Here is a 17298-nt window from a genome sequence, read left to right as displayed (position 1 = left end):
ATAAGGTATAGGGTGAGAGTAACGAGAGGCTGAATACTCCTTTTTTCTTTTCACCTCTTGCTGATAGCTAAATGCCGATAGCGGATTGCCGTCTCTGGATTTTGGATTCGGGATTTACATGCCGTACATAAAGAATGTCGTTTAGTTTTTCACTTTTAAACTGTATTTTCAGGTAACGATTTACCTGATGCGGTTAAAAAAAATCTTCTTTAGTTATTCCAGGGCCGATGGTTCTGATTTTGCTTTACAGCTTGCGCTCGATCTTAAAAAGGAGGGCTTTAATGTTTGGATTGATCAGCAGGATATCCGGGCCGGAACAGAATGGGACCTGGAAATTGAAAAAGCCTTAGAAACCTGCGATTGCTTGTTGTTTATAGAAACGGAAAAATCGGTAAGCTCCAATAATGTGCTGGATGAAGTATATTATGCACTGGATCAGAAGAAAAAGGTGATACCTGTTATCCTCTACGACAGCAAAACACCCTTCAGGCTGCAAAGGTTGCAGCATGTAGATTTTACCAAAGATTATAATACAGGCCTTGCCCATTTAATAAGCGAATTAAAAGGGAGTGCAGCTACTGGTTTTTTTCAACCGGCAGAACACAAAGGGCAACAAAAAGATACGCAGCCATTTTTTACGAAAACTGTTGCCCTTATACTAAGCATCACTTTTCTTGCAATTGTAATAGCTGCGGCTGTTATGTACTCGGCGAAAAATAAGGAGGTGGCAATTGACAGTCATGATAAAATAGCTAGCGCGGATGATACGGCTACAGGCGAAGCATTAGTGGATGCTGATCTCAACATACCATCAAAAAGTGAAGCGCCCGGGGAAGGAGAAGCAGAAAATAAAATCATAAAGCCCCGAACGGGTAATAAAACGGCAAACAATGCAGCAAAAAGAATAGCAAACTTAAATGAAACTTTTGCAGGCAACTGGCAATTAGTTGATGTGGAACCGGGGGCCGCCTCGCAAAGAGGGTACCTTAATATTGAAGATATAGATGGAGTAAAAGTAAAGATCAAAAGCTATGTTCAGTTCTATTACGCTAAAACAAACGACACCGCTTTTTTGAGCATATTTAATGGGTTTGCCGGCTGCACGTCCTGTGTTTTACAGGAGGAAACAAAGATTACCGCAGAGGATATTGCCATTGCTACACAACGGTATGAAATTTTAAGGGAAGACAGGCCGGGTACAGGAAAGGCAGGCGACACCGTTGTGAATGCGGGATCTAATCAATCCATCAGGGCGTCTGTTACGTTGTACCTGCCCGATGCCGCAACAGCAGTAATTAAAGTGCAACGCACTACTTCTGCTGAACTTTCTCATGGAATAGTGCTTGAACCTTTTGTATACTCATTCCGGTTCAGAAAAGTGGAATAAAACAAATTTCAATCGCGGGAAGCAACAATAAAAAATGCAGTTATGACGCTGCCAGTCAGGGAACGAGTATTGGTACAAAAAAACCCATAATATGAGACAGAATATCCAAACAATAAATATCAGCTCCTGTCTTGCTTTCAGATTAAAGTAAGTGGTTGCAATCTATTGCTGCATGCTGTTTCTTCGTACTTACTATGTTCTTCCGGTATTACATCCCGGTAATAAAATGAGAAGTTCCGGGTATCGGCTTCCTGTTCTCCGCTGCCGCAGCATAATATACTGTTTGAAAGTATTATAATTACTGCCTGGCGCGAAGTAGAAGTAATGGAGAGAAGAACTAAGCTGAAATAGAAATACAGGATACCCAAACCTCCCGGAATCCTTTTATACAATCCGCGGAGATCTGGAGCCCTGTAGCCAAAATCAATCATCCAGCCGGAAGGATATCTTGCAGATTACGCCAAACGTAGTTACTTTGTTGTCTTTAACATGCGCTTTGATGTCCTTTACAAAAACCGAATCAATATTACGAACGGTTTTGGAAGCTTCCGTTACGGCGGAGCGGATAGCATCGTCAATGCTTTTTTCAGAAGAGGCTATTACTTCAATTACTTTTACAATAGGCATACAACGTGTTTTATAAATTATTAAATAAGATGTATCTTCTTTAAAGGTCGTGAAAAATTCATAGAATTAAAAACGGGAGATGCGGCATAACAGGGTGCATTCCAAAATTATCGCATTGCTTTGCTTCATGTGGGCGGTGAGGACACCGCCCATGGCAGACGCCCCGGTTGGTGGAGACACCAACCGGCGACAATTTGAAATGCACCCGCGTAACATGTATACCGGCGTTTTCATCAATTATTACTATTTTTGCCGCAGTTAAATTATAGTTATGAAAATAAGCAAAGAGGTTTTATATATTTTTTTAGCGCTGATCGTAGCTGCCGCTGTATATCGCATCATACCCGGACGGCTTTACGGGTTTGCGCCGCAAATTGCAATGGCGTTATTTGCAGGAGCCCTTATAAAAGATAAAAAAACAGCTTTTGCGCTTCCTGTATTGTCCATGTTCCTTTCAGACGCGTTGTTTGAACTGTTGTATTATGCGGGCATTTCACCTATGTGGGGATTTTATGAAGGGCAGCTCACCAATTACATACTATTTGCATTATTAACCGTAGTAGGTTTTTTCATTAAGAAGATCAATGTTATTAATATCGCCGCCGCTTCTTTAGCAGCGCCAACGGTTTATTTTTTGATGTCCAACTTTATGGTATGGATAAGCGGTGGCGGCTACCAGCGCCCAAAAACATGGAATGGTTTAATGATGTCCTTTGCCGATGGATTGCCATTTTACCAGAACTCTATAGCCGGCACCTTATGTTTTGCAGGACTGTTTTTTGGAGGCTACTATCTTATTAAGCACTATATGCTGAAGCCTGAAATGGCCAAATAAAACTTTGCTTTTACCTGATGGCTAACCATAACGTAACCGGAAAAAACGGGGAAGCGCTGGCGCTTGCTTATTTAACACGGAATCGTTTTGTTATTCTGCATACCAACTGGCGTCATTCGCATTATGAAATTGATATCATTGCTCAACGGGGAGATGTGTTGCATTTTATTGAAGTAAAAACCCGGCGTTCCCTGAAATTCGGTTATCCCGAAGAAAGCGTTACAAAGAAAAAATTGGAGAACCTGATCAATGGCGCCGAAGCATTTCTTTACCAATATCCGCAATGGAAAAGGATACAATATGATATCCTGTCTGTAAACCTCTGGAAAAACCGCGATCCCGAATACTTCTTTATTGAAGATGTTTACCTGTAGTAACCAGTAATTTCATTTTTTCCACCATTTTGTAGGTCGCAGGGCAATAGGATATGTTTTGCTTGTGCACGTGCATATAATCTACCATTTTTCTTTTGGTAAGATGCGGAAAGCCGGCGCAATCAGAGGGGCGCACTTCGTAAATGCTGCACATATTGGTAGTAAGATCAAGAAACTGGCAGGGTTGCTGCTTATTCATCCAGTCGCTGTCTTTCTTGTCGTAATACAGCCATTTTTCCTTAAAGGCTTTACCCGTCATTCCCAGGTGTGCTGCAATGCGTTTAATATCCTTTGGCGTATAAGTGGGGCTCATTGTTTTACAACAGTTGGCGCAGCTTAAGCAATCTGTTTCCCTCCACACGGCCTTATCAACCTTTATAGTGAGATCATCTAATTTTCGGGGAGGATTTTTTTCAAGTTTGGATAAAAATGCTCTCAATCCTTTTTTGTGGTACCTGACTTTTTGCCTGAATGACCTCAGGTTAATTGCCTGCATAATCTGTTTAATATTAAAGACCGAAAGTAAGCGTTAATTCAATTCAATTTTGCTCACCGCTTAAAATGTGTATATCTGCCCTGCAACGTATACCTGGTTTTACCGGATATTTGTATTTATTTTTCGCAGCCTTACTTTACAGGCTTATTTGAAATGCATGATGTATGTGGGATGATCAAAAAAAAGGTTTCAGGAATCATCTGCTGTTAGAGAAATCGCTTAGCGTTAACTCTATAGAAGCCTATTTGCGGGATATTGAAAAGCTAACGGAGTTCCTGCAGTTGCAGCACAACCTTAAAACGCCGGCGGAAATTGAATTAAAAGACCTGCAGCAGTTTGTGCAATGGATCGCCGGGCTGAATATGACCGCCGCTTCGCAGGCAAGGATCATTTCGGGACTAAAGGCTTTTTATAAATACTGCCTTTTGGAGAAGATTGCTGTAAAAGACCCTACCTTATTATTGGCATCCCCCAAATTAAAACGGGCATTACCCGATATCCTGAGCTTTGAGGAGATTGAAACCCTCATTGCGCAAATTGACCTGAGTAAACCTGAAGGAGTGAGAAATAAAGCACTGGTAGAAATCATGTATAGCTGTGGGCTCCGGGTGAGCGAAGCTGTACAGCTTAAATTATCGAACCTGTATCTGGACGTTGGCTTTATAAAAGTAACAGGTAAGGGCGATAAGGAACGGTTAGTGCCCATAGGTAAAGAAGCCGTTAAACATATTAATATATACCGTGAAAATATACGGGTGCATCTTGCTATTAAAAAAGGGGAGGAGGATATCCTGTTCCTGAACAGGAGAGGCGTGCGGATGACAAGGGTCATGATCTTTCTTATTATTAAGGAACTTGCTCAAAAAGCCGGTATCGCTAAAAATATTTCGCCCCATACGTTCCGTCACTCTTTTGCCACCCACTTAGTGGAGGGTGGTGCCGATTTACGGGCGGTGCAGGAAATGCTTGGGCATGAGAGCATCACCACTACAGAAATATATACGCACCTCAACAGCGATTATCTGCGGGATACCCTCCAACGCTTTCACCCGGGCTTCCAATAGTTGTTTATAATTATTTAACATTCATTCCTGCCCGAAAATGTAACAAACAGGTAAGGTTTGCGTTTTAATGCTGTCTGTATGAAAAAGCCAGTTCTTTGAATATTTTTCAGCAAAAGCAACCAATTAGGGAAAAATAACGCCTATTTAGGGTTATCATATGTTGCTTTTTAGATATTATTTAAGAAAAGGATAGTAAATGAATTTGTAAACCCGCAAAAAAGCTGTACATTTGCGGCTCAAACAGGAACCGATATTAACCCTTGCTTGCCACGCGACTAAAAAAATAGTCTCGCCGTCTTTTCAAAGTTTTCTTCGGACTTAAACTTAAAACTTTCTCAGGGTTCCTATTACGTCACTAACGGTATTTGCCATCAATTTTTAGAAATTTAGACGAGAATGACCATTCATCACCGTTTAGAACCATACATAGTATTATGTATTGCATAGTAGCTGATTAAAGACATATCTTTGTATGGTAAACATGATTAACAAAACAAACAAAACAAACAATAGTTATGAAAAGGAAGAGTGAAACGGATTCGAAGGCAGGAACCAGTTTTAAAGTAAAGAATCAAACGTTCAAAAGTGTATTCAGCAAGTCTGCCTCTATGTTGCTGGTAATAATAATGGGATTGAGCGCAATGTCTTTTGTTCAGGACGACTCCTTTGCAAGGGGTAACGATACCAATCAAAGCGCGGCAAAAGCAAAGCACATAGTAACGGTGAAGGCAGCCCCGGGCGATGAAACCTGTTGCGTAACAACTGTTGCCGTAAATCCCGGAAAAGCCGTTAATGCTGCTTTTATCAGTACACCCGGCAAAAATGCAATGTATAAAGCCGATAGGGAAGCCATCGTTACATTTATATCTGAAGCCAAAGAAAGAAGGATATGGAGCATGAACAAGGAGGTTGCCGCTATGGAGGCTGATAAGGAAATGTATTTAAATTTTAAGCTTAGCGCAATGCATCCTTCCATTAGTATGGCTGTGAAAGCTGATAGTGAAATGAGCGGTAATTTTGTGGATGAGCTTGTAAACATAGCAGCTTTTGGTGCAGATGCCATTGATATGGCAGATAAAGAAGTAGCCGGTAATTTCATAGCAGCTAACCTGGCTGTTACTGCGGCTAAGCCAACTATTGAACGGATAGCAAAAGCGGATGCAGAAATAATAGCCGCTTTTGAAGATGCAAACCGCCCTTTTATCAGTGTGCCATCAGCAGCAGCGGCGCAGAAAGCCGATAAGGAAATGATACAAAATTATGAATTGCAGGCAAAGCTGACAGCATTGAAATAAGGACAATTTTTTGGATTATAGTGTGTGGTTAAGGTTTTGATCAGAAAAAACCGGTAGTGTTACCGGTTTTTTTATTGCCCGGAACCAAACCGGGAGCTTGTGTACTATTTAAACAAAAAAGGATAGCCCAGTTAAGAACTATCCCAATTACATTACTGTAAACCTGTAAGCCGGATTCTGTCGTGTGCTATCATTTATCTGGCCTGTGCATTGCTGAACAGGTCAATCTGCTTACCCTTCCCGATATTTCAAAAAAGAAAATTTTGCCGGGCCGGCAAAAAATCGGGATATACATAGCATTTCAGCACACAAGGTTTACCCATTATATATGTTGCCATACATAATCGTGAGCTCTTACCTCACATTTTCACCCTTACCCCGGTAGTTACCGTGGCGGTTATTTTCTGTGGCACTGTCTTCACGCCAAAAGGCATGACCGGCCGTTAACCGGTGTGCTGCCCTGTGCTGTCCGGACTTTCCTCATTGTTAGCCAAAGGCGAACAACGCGATAGCATAGTTTACAGCAGGTACAAAGGTAAGTATTGTGCTGTACAATACCCGGTTATGAAAATAACCAAGGCGTATAAATATGCTGCTTTAAAAGGGATGTTAAATTATTTTTCAAAAATCTTCACGTATTGCAATCAGGCGTATTCCTACATAGTATATTTGTTGATATTTTTACGGGAAGGCATGACGTGTTCTCCTGTTTATTTAACCAGATATTGTACGCTATGCCGGAAGACCAGTTTTTTAAAGATGAAATAAAAAAACCATCCGATTTCAAATTCGGTGCAGGGGTTGCTAATGTGTTTGATGACATGGTAAACCGTTCGGTGCCTTACTATGGTGAAATACAGCGTATGATTGCTGAACTGGCAGCCGACCATGCCCAAAAAGGAGGATTGGTATACGACCTGGGCTGCTCTACAGGAACTACCATGATTGGTATGAATACCATGGTGAGTAATGATATAAAATTTGTAGGTATCGACGACTCTTCCGAAATGCTCAAAAAGTGCGAAAGTAAATTAAAGGAGACCGGCTTTACAAGGGAATACGAACTGGTTTGTGCCGATATCAGTAATAACGTTGAAATAACCAATGCCGGTGTAGTGGTGCTTTGCCTTACCCTGCAGTTCGTTCGGCCCATGCACAGGGCGCAGTTGCTTCAGCGGATCTTTGATGGCATGAATCCGGGCGGCACATTAATACTGGTAGAAAAGATACTCGCCGAAGACAGTCATTTTAATCGCGATTTTATTACGTATTATTATAATTATAAACGACGCAACAACTACAGCGAGCTGGAAATATCTCAAAAAAGGGAAGCGCTCGAAAATGTACTCATACCCTATAAGCTTAGTGAAAACACAGGAATGCTTAAGGATGCCGGGTTTGCACATTGCGAACTGTTTTTTAAATGGTACAACTTTACAGGTATTATCGCAACCAAAAAGTAAGGCACCTTTATCACCTTCACGTTTAACAGTTTTTCAATTTTAAACATATATGATAGCAATCGGGAACTTTTTTTTCAGGTACCGCAACTGGATATTTATTCTTTTTTACGCGGCGCTTTTTATTCCTTCACAGCCTTTGTTTTCTGAAGAAAGATTTGGAACAGGCTATTATATCTGGCCGGTTTGCCTGGGCTTACTGATCACCATTTCCGGGCAGCTGATCAGGGGAGCTACAATAGGACTGGCCTATATTGTACGCGGAGGCAGCCAGGGCAAGCCTTATGCCGAAGGACTGGTTACAGATGGCATTTTTAGCCATTGCCGTAACCCGTTATATGTGGGCAATATTTTAATGTTGCTGGGCGTGGGCATCTTAGCCAACTCCTTATTGTATATAGCGGTAATCATTCCTGTATTTTTGTTTATCTACCAGTCTATTGTACTGGCGGAAGAAAATTTTTTGCGTGGTAAATTCGGGGGAGGATTTGATGCTTATTGTAAAAACGTAAACAGGTGGATACCCCGTATAAGCGGCATCGGTAAAACATTCGGCAGCATGAAGTTCAACTGGCGGCGCTGGATATTGAAGGAATACAATACCCAGTATGTGTGGCTGTCGGGCATAACACTTATCCTGTTGCTGAAGTATCCTGCGCTTACGGGAAATAACCCCGAATGCCGGAATATGCTTCTTGCTATCATTCTGCCGGCGCTGCTGTTGCTTTATCTTTTGGTGCGCTACCTGAAAAAGTCCGGTAAAATGAAGGAGTAGTGCTTGGTTTAACGTTCCGGAACAGCATACCTGCTTTTACGCTCAATTGCAATATGGCATGGCAAATTTTTTGTTGATAGCTATTTGTATTATGGTTGGTTTGATACTGCGCAGGTATACAAAGCTTCCCCACGATGCATATAAAGGAGTAAACGCGCTCATCATTAACCTGGCATTACCTGCTGTATCTTTTAAATACCTTCCTCATTTGCAATGGACCAGAGCGATGATACTGCCTGCTATGATGCCGGTTGTGGTGTGGCTGTGCGGGTGGCTGTATATAAAGGTGTATGCAGCTAAAGCCGGATTAGACAGGCAAACGGAAAGCGGCCTGAAGCTGGTAACCGGGTTAAGCAATACCTCTTTTGTGGGTTTCCCGCTTATAGCAGCTTATTTTAGTGACGATGCCCTGGGCATTGCCGTTATTTGCGATCAGGTTAGTTTTATGCTGCTTGCCACTGCGGGCATTGTGGTAGCAATGAATGCATCGGAAAAACATACGCTTTCGGCGGTCATGGTGATGCGGAAAGTAGTATCGTTTCCTCCTTTTATAGCCTGTGTGGCAGCTTTAATACTTCCTTTGTTTATTGATCTTTCACCGCTTGATCCTTTGTTTGATAAGCTCGCCGCAACCGTTGCCCCGCTGGCGCTGTTTTCAATAGGATTACAAATGAAATTTGACGGGTGGCGTCACCAGGTAAAGCATCTGTCTGTTTCCCTGTTTTATAAGCTGGTGCTGGCGCCTTTCATTATATACGGTATTGTGTTGCTCTTTGGAATGCGGGGAATTATTCCTCAGATCAGCATTTTTGAGGCGGCCATGCCTTCTTTTCTTACAGCAGGAATTGTAGCGAGTGAATATAACCTCAATCCGAAACTTTCCAGTCTTGTGGTGGGCATCAGCATCCTGGTTTCTTTTTTTACTACTGCCCTTTGGTATCTTATTATAGCTACTTTGCAGTAGCCGGCTAGTGCCATGTTTATCATAAAATGACGTATTTCTTGCCACGAATTCCAGCGGCCCGCAAGCGGGCTGATTTACGAATGCAACTTAAAGTAGCTATGAATACCCGAATATTGCCTGGTTGCTTCAGCAACCCGCCATTGCAGCGCCTATCGCCAGCGCTACAGGTTATCGAACTCCATGCGCTTATAGCGGCTGTTACCCTGCAGTTAAGTGCAGCAGACAGCAGCGTTTTAAATAAAGCGGGTGCCTGGTAAAACAGCCGGAGCAGGAAAGCTTCTCCACAAAATTTAATGTAGGGGGGAATCTTTTCTACAGTCATGGCTTTAACATGGTGTTGGGCCGTTTGGCAGGTTATTTGAAACATAGGGAGCATACTAAATAAATCATTAAATGAAAACCTTTGGAATTATTTTAATCGTTGCCGGAATACTGATGCTGATTTTTCGTGGCTTTAGTTTTACCAAAGAAAAAAATATTATAGACGCCGGGCCTATAGAACTGAATACCAAAGAAAAGAAAAAGGTAAGCTGGCCGATGTATGCCGGTGGTATAGCTGTTGCAGCGGGCGTGGTGGTGCTGCTGGCAGGCAGAAAAAAAGCGTAATAGTAATAAAGCCGTTGCGATTTGATAACACCACAGGTAAACCCTGATAAAACAACATGGAACCGGAGAAATATCCGATAGTATATTTTTAATCCGTACACTATTGATATAAAAGTGAGATGCTGTGTCTCACTTTTTTAGTTTAGATATCTCACTTTCTTTTACAGTAATATTGCTGGTGCAAATGTCTTATGCATTTGATAAGGATTATATAGCAGCATGACTTTTATCACTTATTGATTTTTAATTTAGAGTACTTTTGGCCAAATTAAAATATGATTTTAAAACAATACAGTGCTGCCGTTTTGCTGCTGTCATTTATGGCGCAGGTATTGAGCAGTCCTTTCATTGTTTTTGATTACTATGTGAATACAACAGCTTATGCAAAGAACTGCGTTAATAAAGCCAGAACTGAGTTGCATTGCAATGGTAAATGCCAGATGGCAAAAGAACTGAAGCAACAGGAAGAAAGAGAGCAGCAAAACCCTGCCGGGGATACGAATTATAAGAACGCGGTATTTCTTTTTTCAAAATCCTGGCTCACAACTGCGCCGGCTATATTGTTATCAGCATCAATACATGCATTCCCCCTTTTTCAGGATACTTATACCAAAGATGTATCGCTGCCGGTTTTTCATCCCCCGGCATTCCGCTAGACCAGATGTAGCGACTTCCTGCAGCATATAAATTAGCTGTATATAATTTCCCTTATATTTAAATCTAAAAAATGAACAGAATATTTTCCTGCGCCATACTGTGCGCAGTGATTTTTGCAGCGTGCAAAAAAGAAGCGGCAAAACCTGCTGATATTGTCATTAATAAAACCCGTCTTTCCGAAACTACCAATAGCAATACTACCATCACTTTGTGGTCGGATAATGAAGGGTTGCTAACAGGATATAACAAATTGTATGTTTCGCTTAAAAACAACCAGGGCGATGAGATCAAAAACGCAACGGTAGCCTATACTTCCATGATGGATATGATTTCAATGAAGCATAGCAGTCCTGCAGAGCAACCGGTATACAACGATGAGCTAAAATTGTATGAAGGCGCTGTTGTTTTTACAATGCCCACTTCGGAAATGGGAACCTGGCAATTGGATGTTACAGTAAATGGCGCTACCGTTTCTTTCCCGCTTACTATCGGCACGGCGCCTCAAAAGCAACTGGCCACTTTTGTGGGTACAGATAAAAACAAATATGTGCTGGCGATTATCCCCCCGCTTAAATGGCAGGTAGGACTGAATGATCTGGATATTTTAATCAACCGGCAGGCTTCCATGACAGACTTTCCTGCCGATGATGGCTTTACCGTTGAGCTAACACCTGAAATGCCTTCCATGGGACATGGTTCTCCTAATAATATCAATCCCGTTTCAACCGGCAGCGGACATTATAAAGGAAAGGTGAATTATACAATGACAGGCGACTGGCGTTTACATTTTAAGTTGAAAAAGAATGATGTAGTAATAATGGAAGACGCTAGCGTGGATATTTTGTTTTAATGGATGATGGGAAAGCATAATTGCCGCTTTTGCATGCTAAAACAACGGATATGATCTTTAAAAATAGTACTATACTCATTTTCATTTTACATGCTGCTTTAACTGTTCCGGCGCAGGAGGATTCTTCGTTTAATACAACCATCACGTTGCAGGAAGTAGTTGTGCAGCATGATGCCAGGTTGCGTAACAGCACGGAAAAAAAGCATAGCGCCGATCTCCAGACATCAACCGACCAGTTATTAGAAAGTATCGCCGGCGTTAATATGATAAGGCGGGGAAATTATGCATGGGAGCCCACCATCCGCGGACTAAATGCGGGGCAGGTAAATGTTACCATATCGGGCATGGCTATTTTTGGCGCCTGCACAGACAGGATGGATCCTGCCAGTTCGTATATAGAGCCCAATAATCTGCAAAGTATAACGGTTAATTATGGCGCCGGCAACCAGTCTTATGGAAGCACGATCGGAGGCGGTTTTAATTTTAAGCTAAAGCAACCCCATATAGATAATGAAAAGCGTTTTACCGGTCTGGCCGGAGTGGGGTATGAAACCAATGCACATGCGTTGCAAACACTTGCTGCACTGGAATACAGCGGTAAACGTTTTGCCATTCGCGGTAATGGTATCTTTCGCAAAGCGGGTAATTATAATGCCGGTGGCGGGGAAGAGATCGCCTTTTCGCAATATGCAAAATGGAATGGCGGGCTTTCGGCAACATACCGGGTAGCAGAGCACCATTTTATAAATGTGGATTATATACAGGATGAAGGATGGGACATTGGCTATCCTGCCCTGCTGATGGATGTGTCTTTTGCAAAAGCAAAAATAGCATCGGCATCGCACCTGTATCAGCCGCACAGTAAGCATTTGCACAGGTGGGAAACCAAATGGTATTATAATACGATAAGCCATGCGATGGATGACACCAAACGGCCGAAGGACCAGGTTCCCATACACATGGATATGCCGGGCACATCGCGTACCCTGGGATTTTATACCGAAGCCCAATGGGCCTTTGGCAGCCGGCACCATATTGCTACGCGTTTAAACGGTTACAGCAACCGGCTGCATGCCGAAATGACCATGTATCCGGATGGCGCTGCTTCCATGTTCATGCTCACTATCCCGGATGCACAGCGTAATGTGATTGGGTTGGATATTTCCGATAAAATAGCGCTTACACCAAAAACTGAGCTCATGTCCGGCGTTAGGGCAGACTATACAGGCTCATCGCTGTACAGCGCTGCCGGTAAGCAATTGCTTTCGGGTATGCATGCCGGTGACCTTAACCGCAATCATATTTTATACAACGCATATATAAACGGGCAGTACAGGGCTAATGAGCATTGGGTTTTGTATGCGAATGTGGCAAGAGCCATGCGCGGCGCCACTTTGCAGGAAATGTACGGCTTCTATTTGTTTAACCGCACCGATGGTTTCGACTATATAGGCAATCCCCGCCTCAGCAGGGAAACCTCGTGGAATTTTGGCACGGGAGCCCGTTTCCGGCAAAAAATATTCACGGTGGAGGGGCAGGCTTTTGCGTATGTATTCAACAATTATATTGCGGGCAAACCGCTGGCAGGCTATAGTGTAATGACTATGGGCGCTAATGGGGTGAAACAGTATGATAATATTTCATCGGCGGTATTATACGGAGCGGAAGCCACTGTGTTGGTGCAGCCTTTTTCATTTTTGAATATAAAGAGCAACAATACGTATACCCGTGGCCAAGACGCGGATAATAACGCGCTTCCTTTAATAGCCCCTTTTAAATCGGTAAATACGGTTAGCGTGGTTTGGAAGGAATACCGCTTCAGTGCATCATCTGTACATGCTGCTGCGCAACATCATGTGAGTAGTGAAATGTATGGCGAATTGCCCAGTAAAGCCTATGGCATTGTAAACCTGGGCGCCGGCAGGTCCTTCCCAGTAAAAGCGGTGGTGCTGGATTTTAATATTGCGCTTGCCAATGTTTTTGATAATAATTATTATGAGCACCTTGATATTTTGAAGCTCCCGCGCCAGGGCAGGAATATGGTAATGCATCTTACGGTAAAATTTTGAAAGGACTCCTGTACACGCTAAGCTAATTGACCTTTGCCGGAAAGGAAATAGCGGTAAATTTGTGGTTGATACGAAACAATCAGTTTGCCCGGAAATAAAAAATGCAGTAAGATGACTTTTGATGAATTGTTATATTTTTCGTTGTTTGTAGCAGGCGGATTAATTGCAGGATTTTTTGTAAAGAAAGTAATTTCCCCCGTTTTTAAAAGAGTTGCCGGCCGCACCAAATGGTCGGCCGATGATCTGATATTGGAAAGTGTGAGCAAATGGATGGTCCCCTGGTTTGTAGCGCTGGGTGTTTTTTTGGGATGGAGAAGGGTGGAGATGGACGCTAAATATCATCATTGGCTGGAAAATGGCCTGATGATCTTTTATGTATTTTCTGTTACCTGGATCGCAGCCAATGTGCTTTCGGGAATGACAAAGGTTCGCAGCGCCCATGGCGATAACGTAGTTGCTTCATCATCCATCATTGGCAATATCATTAAAGTAATCGTGTATTGCATCGGTATCCTTGTGATACTGCAATCGCTGGGTATTTCCATAACGCCGGCGCTTACGGCATTGGGCGTGGGCGGTTTGGCCGTTGCGCTTGCCTTGCAGGATACATTGTCGAACCTGTTTGCGGGTATCCAGATCGTATCTACCCGTAAAATTAATCCCGGCGACTTTATCAGGCTGGAATCGGGACAGGATGGCTTTGTAGAGGATATCAGCTGGCGGTATACTACGCTCAAAACGGGCGCCAATAATACCGTTATAATACCCAATTCAAAACTCGCCAGCGCAATATTATCGAACTATTTTTATCCAAATAAAGAAGCGGTATTTGATGTTGCTGTAGGAGTAGATTATAACAGTGATCTTGAAAAAGTAGAAAGGATAACGGTTGAGGTGCTCAAAGAGGTGCAGCGGGCTTCTGCAGATTGCGTACAGGATTTTGAACCATTTATCCGTTTTCAGCAGTTTGGCGAAAGCAGCATTGATCTCAAAGCTTTTCTTAAAGCAAAAACATTTGGAAGCCAGTTTCTGATTAAGCATGAACTAATAAAAAGGCTAAGAAAAAGATATAAAGAAGAAGGGATCAATATTCCGTTTCCCGTACGGAGTGTTTTTGTTAACAAACCGTACGGAGAATAAAATGCTTATAGTGCTGTGTCAAACGTGAGAAGCGAGAGGGGTGAATAGTGAGAAGGCTAAAGAATTCACCATTGCCCCCGTCCGAACGACGTTCAGCCGGACGGGCATTGCCTATTCACTCCCTTCCACTTTTATCTTCTCCCTTCTCCCTTTTCACGATAACCATACAGACATAATTTGCTTGCCCCTGGCGGTGGTTGTTTGTAGTTTGGGAGTTATTCTATTAATCCCCGGCTATCAGATACTTACCACTTATCACTCCTTACCAGAACAGGGTGTACAATGCTATCAGTATACCGGTAACCAGTAAGGCGCCTGCAGCAAACCCCGGGGTAGTTTTGAACATTGATCTGTCTATTTCCAGCCCGTTGGTTTTAACTCCTTTGCTGTTTTCATATACACTAATGATATACATACCGGCAACAGCAATAACAAACACAAAAAACATCCTGTCTATAAATGGTATTTCGTATAGTGCACTTCCGTCTTTTTGCAATACCAGTTTGGAAAAGCCAAACGGGCTCAGCCATTCGAGGTTAGCTATTGCAGGCAATACTTTAAAAAGAATAGACAGTGCAAAGCCTCCTACAGTTGCGAAAAGCGCCGCGTTGGATGTGGTTTTTTTCCAGAAAAAACCTAAGATGAACATGGCGAATATGCCGGGAGAAACAAAGCCGGTATATTCCTGGATATATTCAAATCCGCCCTTTTTATCAATGCCCAGGAAGGGCGCAATAATAACAGCCAGCAGCATGGATATGATTACCACGATGCGCCCGATATTTACCATTTTCTTTTCACCGGCTTCGGGGTTTACCTTCTTTTTATAAATATCAAGGGTAAAGATGGTGGAGATGCTATTGGCCTTACCTGCCAGGGAAGCTACCACTGCTGCCGTAAGGGCCGCGAATGCAAGTCCCTTTAATCCTGAAGGCAACAGGTTTAATAAAACCGGGTAGGCTTTATCGGGCTGCAATTCGCCATTTACCAGCATTTCCTGTTGAAAATACCCGTTTTCATGCAGCACAAAAGCGGCAATGCCCGGCAGTACTACTATTACGGGCATAAGCAACTTTAAAAAAGCGGCGAATAAAAGTCCGTTCCTCGCTGTTTTTAAATCTGCGCCTAAGGCGCGCTGGGTGATATACTGATTACAGCCCCAGTAATTCAGGTTTACGATCCACATACCTCCAATAAGTACAGATAGTCCCGGTAAACTGAGATAGCTGGGGTTATCTTTTTCAAAGATCATATGAAAATGATCATTTGCATTTTCGGTAAGCAGTTTAAAGCCGGCAATCACGCCGCCATCCGAACCAAAATGAGTTGCCACCAGGTTAAGTGCCAGGTAGGTTGTAACCAACCCACCTAATATCAAGAAGAAAACCTGCACCACGTCTGTATAGCCGATCACCTTCATACCACCGAGCGTAATGATAATGGCAAAAACGGCCAGGAACAACATACATAAGGTAAAGTTGATACCCGAAATGCTGCTGATGGCCAATGCGCCAAGGAATAATATAGAAGTAAGATTAACAACCACATACAATAACAGCCAGAATACCGCCATGATCATTGCTACCGTACTGTTGTACCGTTGATTAAGGAACTGCGGCATGGTATAGATCTTGTTCTTGAGGTATACCGGTATAAAAAATATGGCTACCACCAGCAGGGTAGCCGCCGCCATCCATTCGTAGGTGGAGATGGCAAGCCCCATGGTAAACCCGTTTCCGCTCATTCCAATGAACTGCTCCGCGGAAATATTGGAGGCAATAAGCGATGCGCCTATAGCCCACCAGGTGAGCGAGCCTTCCGCAAGGAAAAAATCTTTGGTATCGGTACTTTTCTTTTTCTTACGCTGGTATATCCAGTAACCATAGATAGCAACAATCAGGAAGTAAATAATGAAAACAAGATAGTCTTTGGTTGAGAGGTAATTATTCATAACAAATCAAATCGTTTAAATGTTTGGGTATGATCTGGTTTTATGGCATGGAGGCTATACATCAATTGGTTGCAATTCGTATTTTGGGCGGATAAAGATTAGTGTTTTTGGCGATAAGAACAAATTCAATTTATAAAACTTCCGGTTCTTCACCTTACCTTTGCGCCGTTTAAGAAATTTTGTTCGTCATGCAAACGACCCGTTCCGCCTGATAACCGGAACATAAAATTTCAATATTATGGCAGTATTACACAATCGCGTTTCACAAAAGGAACTGAAGCAGCTTATGCTTCAGGAAACAGAACCCCGCACCACGCTTTCGTTTTACAGGTATTTTACGGTAAATGATCCGCAGCAGTTCAGGGATGAATTGTATAAGGCATTGGATGCTTTAAAAGTATTTGGCCGCATATACGTGGCGCACGAAGGCATCAATGCGCAGGTAAGCGTTCCGCAGCCACACTTTGATGCATTTCGTAATTATTTGTATTCCGTACCCGGTCTCGAAGATATGCGTTTGAATATTGCCGTGGATGATGATGGCAAATCTTTCTGGGTACTAAAAATAAAGATCAGGGAAAAGATCGTTGCAGATGGCATTAACGACCCCGCTTTTGATATGAGCAAAAAAGGAAAATATGTTAATGCAGAAAAGCTGAATGCTTTGGCGGACGATCCGGATACGATCATTATTGATATGCGCAATCATTACGAATATGAAGTGGGCCATTTTGAAAATGCCATAGAA

Annotated in this window: 19 protein-coding genes and 1 other RNA gene; 16 read left to right on the top strand and 4 right to left on the bottom strand. The window is 42.6% G+C overall.

Annotated elements, in window-relative coordinates:
- The first annotated feature begins 187 nt into the window (after positions 1 to 187).
- Entirely contained in the window at positions 188 to 1387 is a 1200-nt protein-coding gene (locus PLE34_RS11010; RefSeq protein ID WP_324556835.1) for a toll/interleukin-1 receptor domain-containing protein, read from the top strand.
- Between the two features lie 423 nt (positions 1388 to 1810).
- Here PLE34_RS11010 and PLE34_RS11005 read toward each other — a convergent pair whose 3' ends face one another.
- Positions 1811 to 2014, bottom strand: a complete 204-nt coding sequence (locus tag PLE34_RS11005; RefSeq protein WP_152269113.1) for a dodecin family protein — start codon at positions 2012 to 2014, stop codon at positions 1811 to 1813.
- 79 nt (positions 2015 to 2093) lie between these two features.
- Here PLE34_RS11005 and PLE34_RS11000 point away from each other — a divergent pair, with 79 nt between their 5' ends.
- From PLE34_RS11000 to PLE34_RS10990, 3 genes are read left to right on the top strand one after another with little or no spacing between them, the layout of a single operon-like run.
- Positions 2094 to 2276 carry a hypothetical protein gene (locus PLE34_RS11000; RefSeq protein ID WP_324556833.1) on the top strand — a complete coding sequence of 61 codons (183 nt, stop codon included), beginning with the start codon at positions 2094 to 2096 and terminating at the stop codon, positions 2274 to 2276.
- Positions 2277 to 2285: 9 nt separating this feature from the next.
- Positions 2286 to 2849, top strand: coding sequence for a DUF6580 family putative transport protein (locus PLE34_RS10995; RefSeq protein ID WP_324556832.1), 564 nt, complete (start codon positions 2286 to 2288; stop codon positions 2847 to 2849).
- Between the two features lie 17 nt (positions 2850 to 2866).
- Complete coding sequence (locus PLE34_RS10990) at positions 2867 to 3223, top strand: YraN family protein (RefSeq protein ID WP_324556830.1); 357 nt, start codon at positions 2867 to 2869, stop codon at positions 3221 to 3223.
- Here PLE34_RS10990 and PLE34_RS10985 read toward each other — a convergent pair.
- Positions 3201 to 3719 (bottom strand): YkgJ family cysteine cluster protein, encoded by a 519-nt coding sequence (locus PLE34_RS10985; RefSeq protein WP_324556828.1) that lies wholly within the window; start codon positions 3717 to 3719, stop codon positions 3201 to 3203. The two genes, PLE34_RS10990 and PLE34_RS10985, sit on opposite strands and share 23 nt — an antisense overlap.
- A gap of 164 nt (positions 3720 to 3883) precedes the next feature.
- Between PLE34_RS10985 and xerD the strand changes: the two genes are divergently transcribed.
- Positions 3884 to 4783: a site-specific tyrosine recombinase XerD gene (xerD, locus tag PLE34_RS10980; protein WP_324556826.1), complete on the top strand. Its 900-nt coding sequence runs from the start codon at positions 3884 to 3886 to the stop codon at positions 4781 to 4783.
- A 515-nt stretch (positions 4784 to 5298) separates the two neighbouring features.
- Complete coding sequence (locus tag PLE34_RS10975; protein WP_324556824.1) at positions 5299 to 6078, top strand: hypothetical protein; 780 nt, start codon at positions 5299 to 5301, stop codon at positions 6076 to 6078.
- Positions 6079 to 6228: 150 nt separating this feature from the next.
- Here the strand turns inward: PLE34_RS10975 and rnpB are convergent.
- Positions 6229 to 6603, bottom strand: an RNA gene (gene rnpB, locus PLE34_RS10970) — RNase P RNA component class A.
- A gap of 209 nt (positions 6604 to 6812) precedes the next feature.
- On the opposite strand from rnpB, the gene cmoA reads away from it, so the two are divergent.
- The 9 genes from cmoA to PLE34_RS10925 all read left to right on the top strand — a co-directional run bounded on the left by cmoA (position 6813) and on the right by PLE34_RS10925 (position 14599).
- Positions 6813 to 7541, top strand: a complete 729-nt coding sequence (gene cmoA, locus PLE34_RS10965) for a carboxy-S-adenosyl-L-methionine synthase CmoA (RefSeq protein ID WP_324556823.1) — start codon at positions 6813 to 6815, stop codon at positions 7539 to 7541.
- 49 nt (positions 7542 to 7590) lie between these two features.
- Entirely contained in the window at positions 7591 to 8313 is a 723-nt protein-coding gene (locus PLE34_RS10960) for a methyltransferase family protein (protein ID WP_324556821.1), read from the top strand.
- Positions 8314 to 8371: 58 nt separating this feature from the next.
- Entirely contained in the window at positions 8372 to 9277 is a 906-nt protein-coding gene (locus PLE34_RS10955; protein WP_324556819.1) for an AEC family transporter, read from the top strand.
- A gap of 98 nt (positions 9278 to 9375) precedes the next feature.
- Complete coding sequence (locus PLE34_RS10950) at positions 9376 to 9534, top strand: hypothetical protein (RefSeq protein WP_324556816.1); 159 nt, start codon at positions 9376 to 9378, stop codon at positions 9532 to 9534.
- A 136-nt stretch (positions 9535 to 9670) separates the two neighbouring features.
- The gene (locus PLE34_RS10945; RefSeq protein ID WP_324556814.1) at positions 9671 to 9883 is read left to right on the top strand and encodes a hypothetical protein; all 213 of its coding nucleotides are present in this window, start codon (positions 9671 to 9673) and stop codon (positions 9881 to 9883) included.
- A gap of 275 nt (positions 9884 to 10158) precedes the next feature.
- Complete coding sequence (locus PLE34_RS10940; protein WP_324556811.1) at positions 10159 to 10539, top strand: hypothetical protein; 381 nt, start codon at positions 10159 to 10161, stop codon at positions 10537 to 10539.
- Between the two features lie 71 nt (positions 10540 to 10610).
- Positions 10611 to 11390: a hypothetical protein gene (locus tag PLE34_RS10935; RefSeq protein ID WP_324556808.1), complete on the top strand. Its 780-nt coding sequence runs from the start codon at positions 10611 to 10613 to the stop codon at positions 11388 to 11390.
- Positions 11391 to 11440: 50 nt separating this feature from the next.
- Positions 11441 to 13459, top strand: coding sequence for a TonB-dependent receptor plug domain-containing protein (locus PLE34_RS10930; RefSeq protein ID WP_324556806.1), 2019 nt, complete (start codon positions 11441 to 11443; stop codon positions 13457 to 13459).
- Positions 13460 to 13570: 111 nt separating this feature from the next.
- Complete coding sequence (locus PLE34_RS10925) at positions 13571 to 14599, top strand: mechanosensitive ion channel family protein (RefSeq protein WP_324556804.1); 1029 nt, start codon at positions 13571 to 13573, stop codon at positions 14597 to 14599.
- A gap of 262 nt (positions 14600 to 14861) precedes the next feature.
- Here the strand turns inward: PLE34_RS10925 and PLE34_RS10920 are convergent, their stop codons facing one another.
- Complete coding sequence (locus tag PLE34_RS10920) at positions 14862 to 16550, bottom strand: sodium:solute symporter family transporter (protein ID WP_324556802.1); 1689 nt, start codon at positions 16548 to 16550, stop codon at positions 14862 to 14864.
- Between the two features lie 238 nt (positions 16551 to 16788).
- Between PLE34_RS10920 and PLE34_RS10915 the strand changes: the two genes are divergently transcribed.
- The coding region (locus PLE34_RS10915; RefSeq protein WP_324556799.1) for a rhodanese-like domain-containing protein at positions 16789 to 17298 on the top strand (510 nt) is incomplete at its 3' end.

Source organism: Agriterribacter sp., assembly GCF_035445465.1.
In the GTDB taxonomy this organism is placed as follows: Bacteria; Bacteroidota; Bacteroidia; order Chitinophagales; family Chitinophagaceae; genus Agriterribacter.
The sequence above is the reverse complement of the archived record's forward strand: the minus strand, read 5'-3'. Positions and strand labels throughout refer to the sequence as shown.

Excerpts from the sequence above, each read along its gene's own strand:
- PLE34_RS11010 (WP_324556835.1), top strand. The coding sequence starts at position 188 with ATGCGGTTAAAAAAAATCTTCTTTAGTTATTCCAGGGCCGATGGTTCT.
- PLE34_RS11005 (WP_152269113.1), bottom strand. The coding sequence starts at position 2,014 with ATGCCTATTGTAAAAGTAATTGAAGTAATAGCCTCTTCTGAAAAAAGC.
- PLE34_RS11000 (WP_324556833.1), top strand. The coding sequence starts at position 2,094 with ATGCGGCATAACAGGGTGCATTCCAAAATTATCGCATTGCTTTGCTTC.
- PLE34_RS10995 (WP_324556832.1), top strand. The coding sequence starts at position 2,286 with ATGAAAATAAGCAAAGAGGTTTTATATATTTTTTTAGCGCTGATCGTA.
- PLE34_RS10990 (WP_324556830.1), top strand. The coding sequence starts at position 2,867 with ATGGCTAACCATAACGTAACCGGAAAAAACGGGGAAGCGCTGGCGCTT.
- PLE34_RS10985 (WP_324556828.1), bottom strand. The coding sequence starts at position 3,719 with ATGCAGGCAATTAACCTGAGGTCATTCAGGCAAAAAGTCAGGTACCAC.
- xerD (WP_324556826.1), top strand. The coding sequence starts at position 3,884 with ATGTGGGATGATCAAAAAAAAGGTTTCAGGAATCATCTGCTGTTAGAG.
- PLE34_RS10975 (WP_324556824.1), top strand. The coding sequence starts at position 5,299 with ATGAAAAGGAAGAGTGAAACGGATTCGAAGGCAGGAACCAGTTTTAAA.
- cmoA (WP_324556823.1), top strand. The coding sequence starts at position 6,813 with ATGCCGGAAGACCAGTTTTTTAAAGATGAAATAAAAAAACCATCCGAT.
- PLE34_RS10960 (WP_324556821.1), top strand. The coding sequence starts at position 7,591 with ATGATAGCAATCGGGAACTTTTTTTTCAGGTACCGCAACTGGATATTT.
- PLE34_RS10955 (WP_324556819.1), top strand. The coding sequence starts at position 8,372 with ATGGCAAATTTTTTGTTGATAGCTATTTGTATTATGGTTGGTTTGATA.
- PLE34_RS10950 (WP_324556816.1), top strand. The coding sequence starts at position 9,376 with ATGAATACCCGAATATTGCCTGGTTGCTTCAGCAACCCGCCATTGCAG.
- PLE34_RS10945 (WP_324556814.1), top strand. The coding sequence starts at position 9,671 with ATGAAAACCTTTGGAATTATTTTAATCGTTGCCGGAATACTGATGCTG.
- PLE34_RS10940 (WP_324556811.1), top strand. The coding sequence starts at position 10,159 with ATGATTTTAAAACAATACAGTGCTGCCGTTTTGCTGCTGTCATTTATG.
- PLE34_RS10935 (WP_324556808.1), top strand. The coding sequence starts at position 10,611 with ATGAACAGAATATTTTCCTGCGCCATACTGTGCGCAGTGATTTTTGCA.
- PLE34_RS10930 (WP_324556806.1), top strand. The coding sequence starts at position 11,441 with ATGATCTTTAAAAATAGTACTATACTCATTTTCATTTTACATGCTGCT.
- PLE34_RS10925 (WP_324556804.1), top strand. The coding sequence starts at position 13,571 with ATGACTTTTGATGAATTGTTATATTTTTCGTTGTTTGTAGCAGGCGGA.
- PLE34_RS10920 (WP_324556802.1), bottom strand. The coding sequence starts at position 16,550 with ATGAATAATTACCTCTCAACCAAAGACTATCTTGTTTTCATTATTTAC.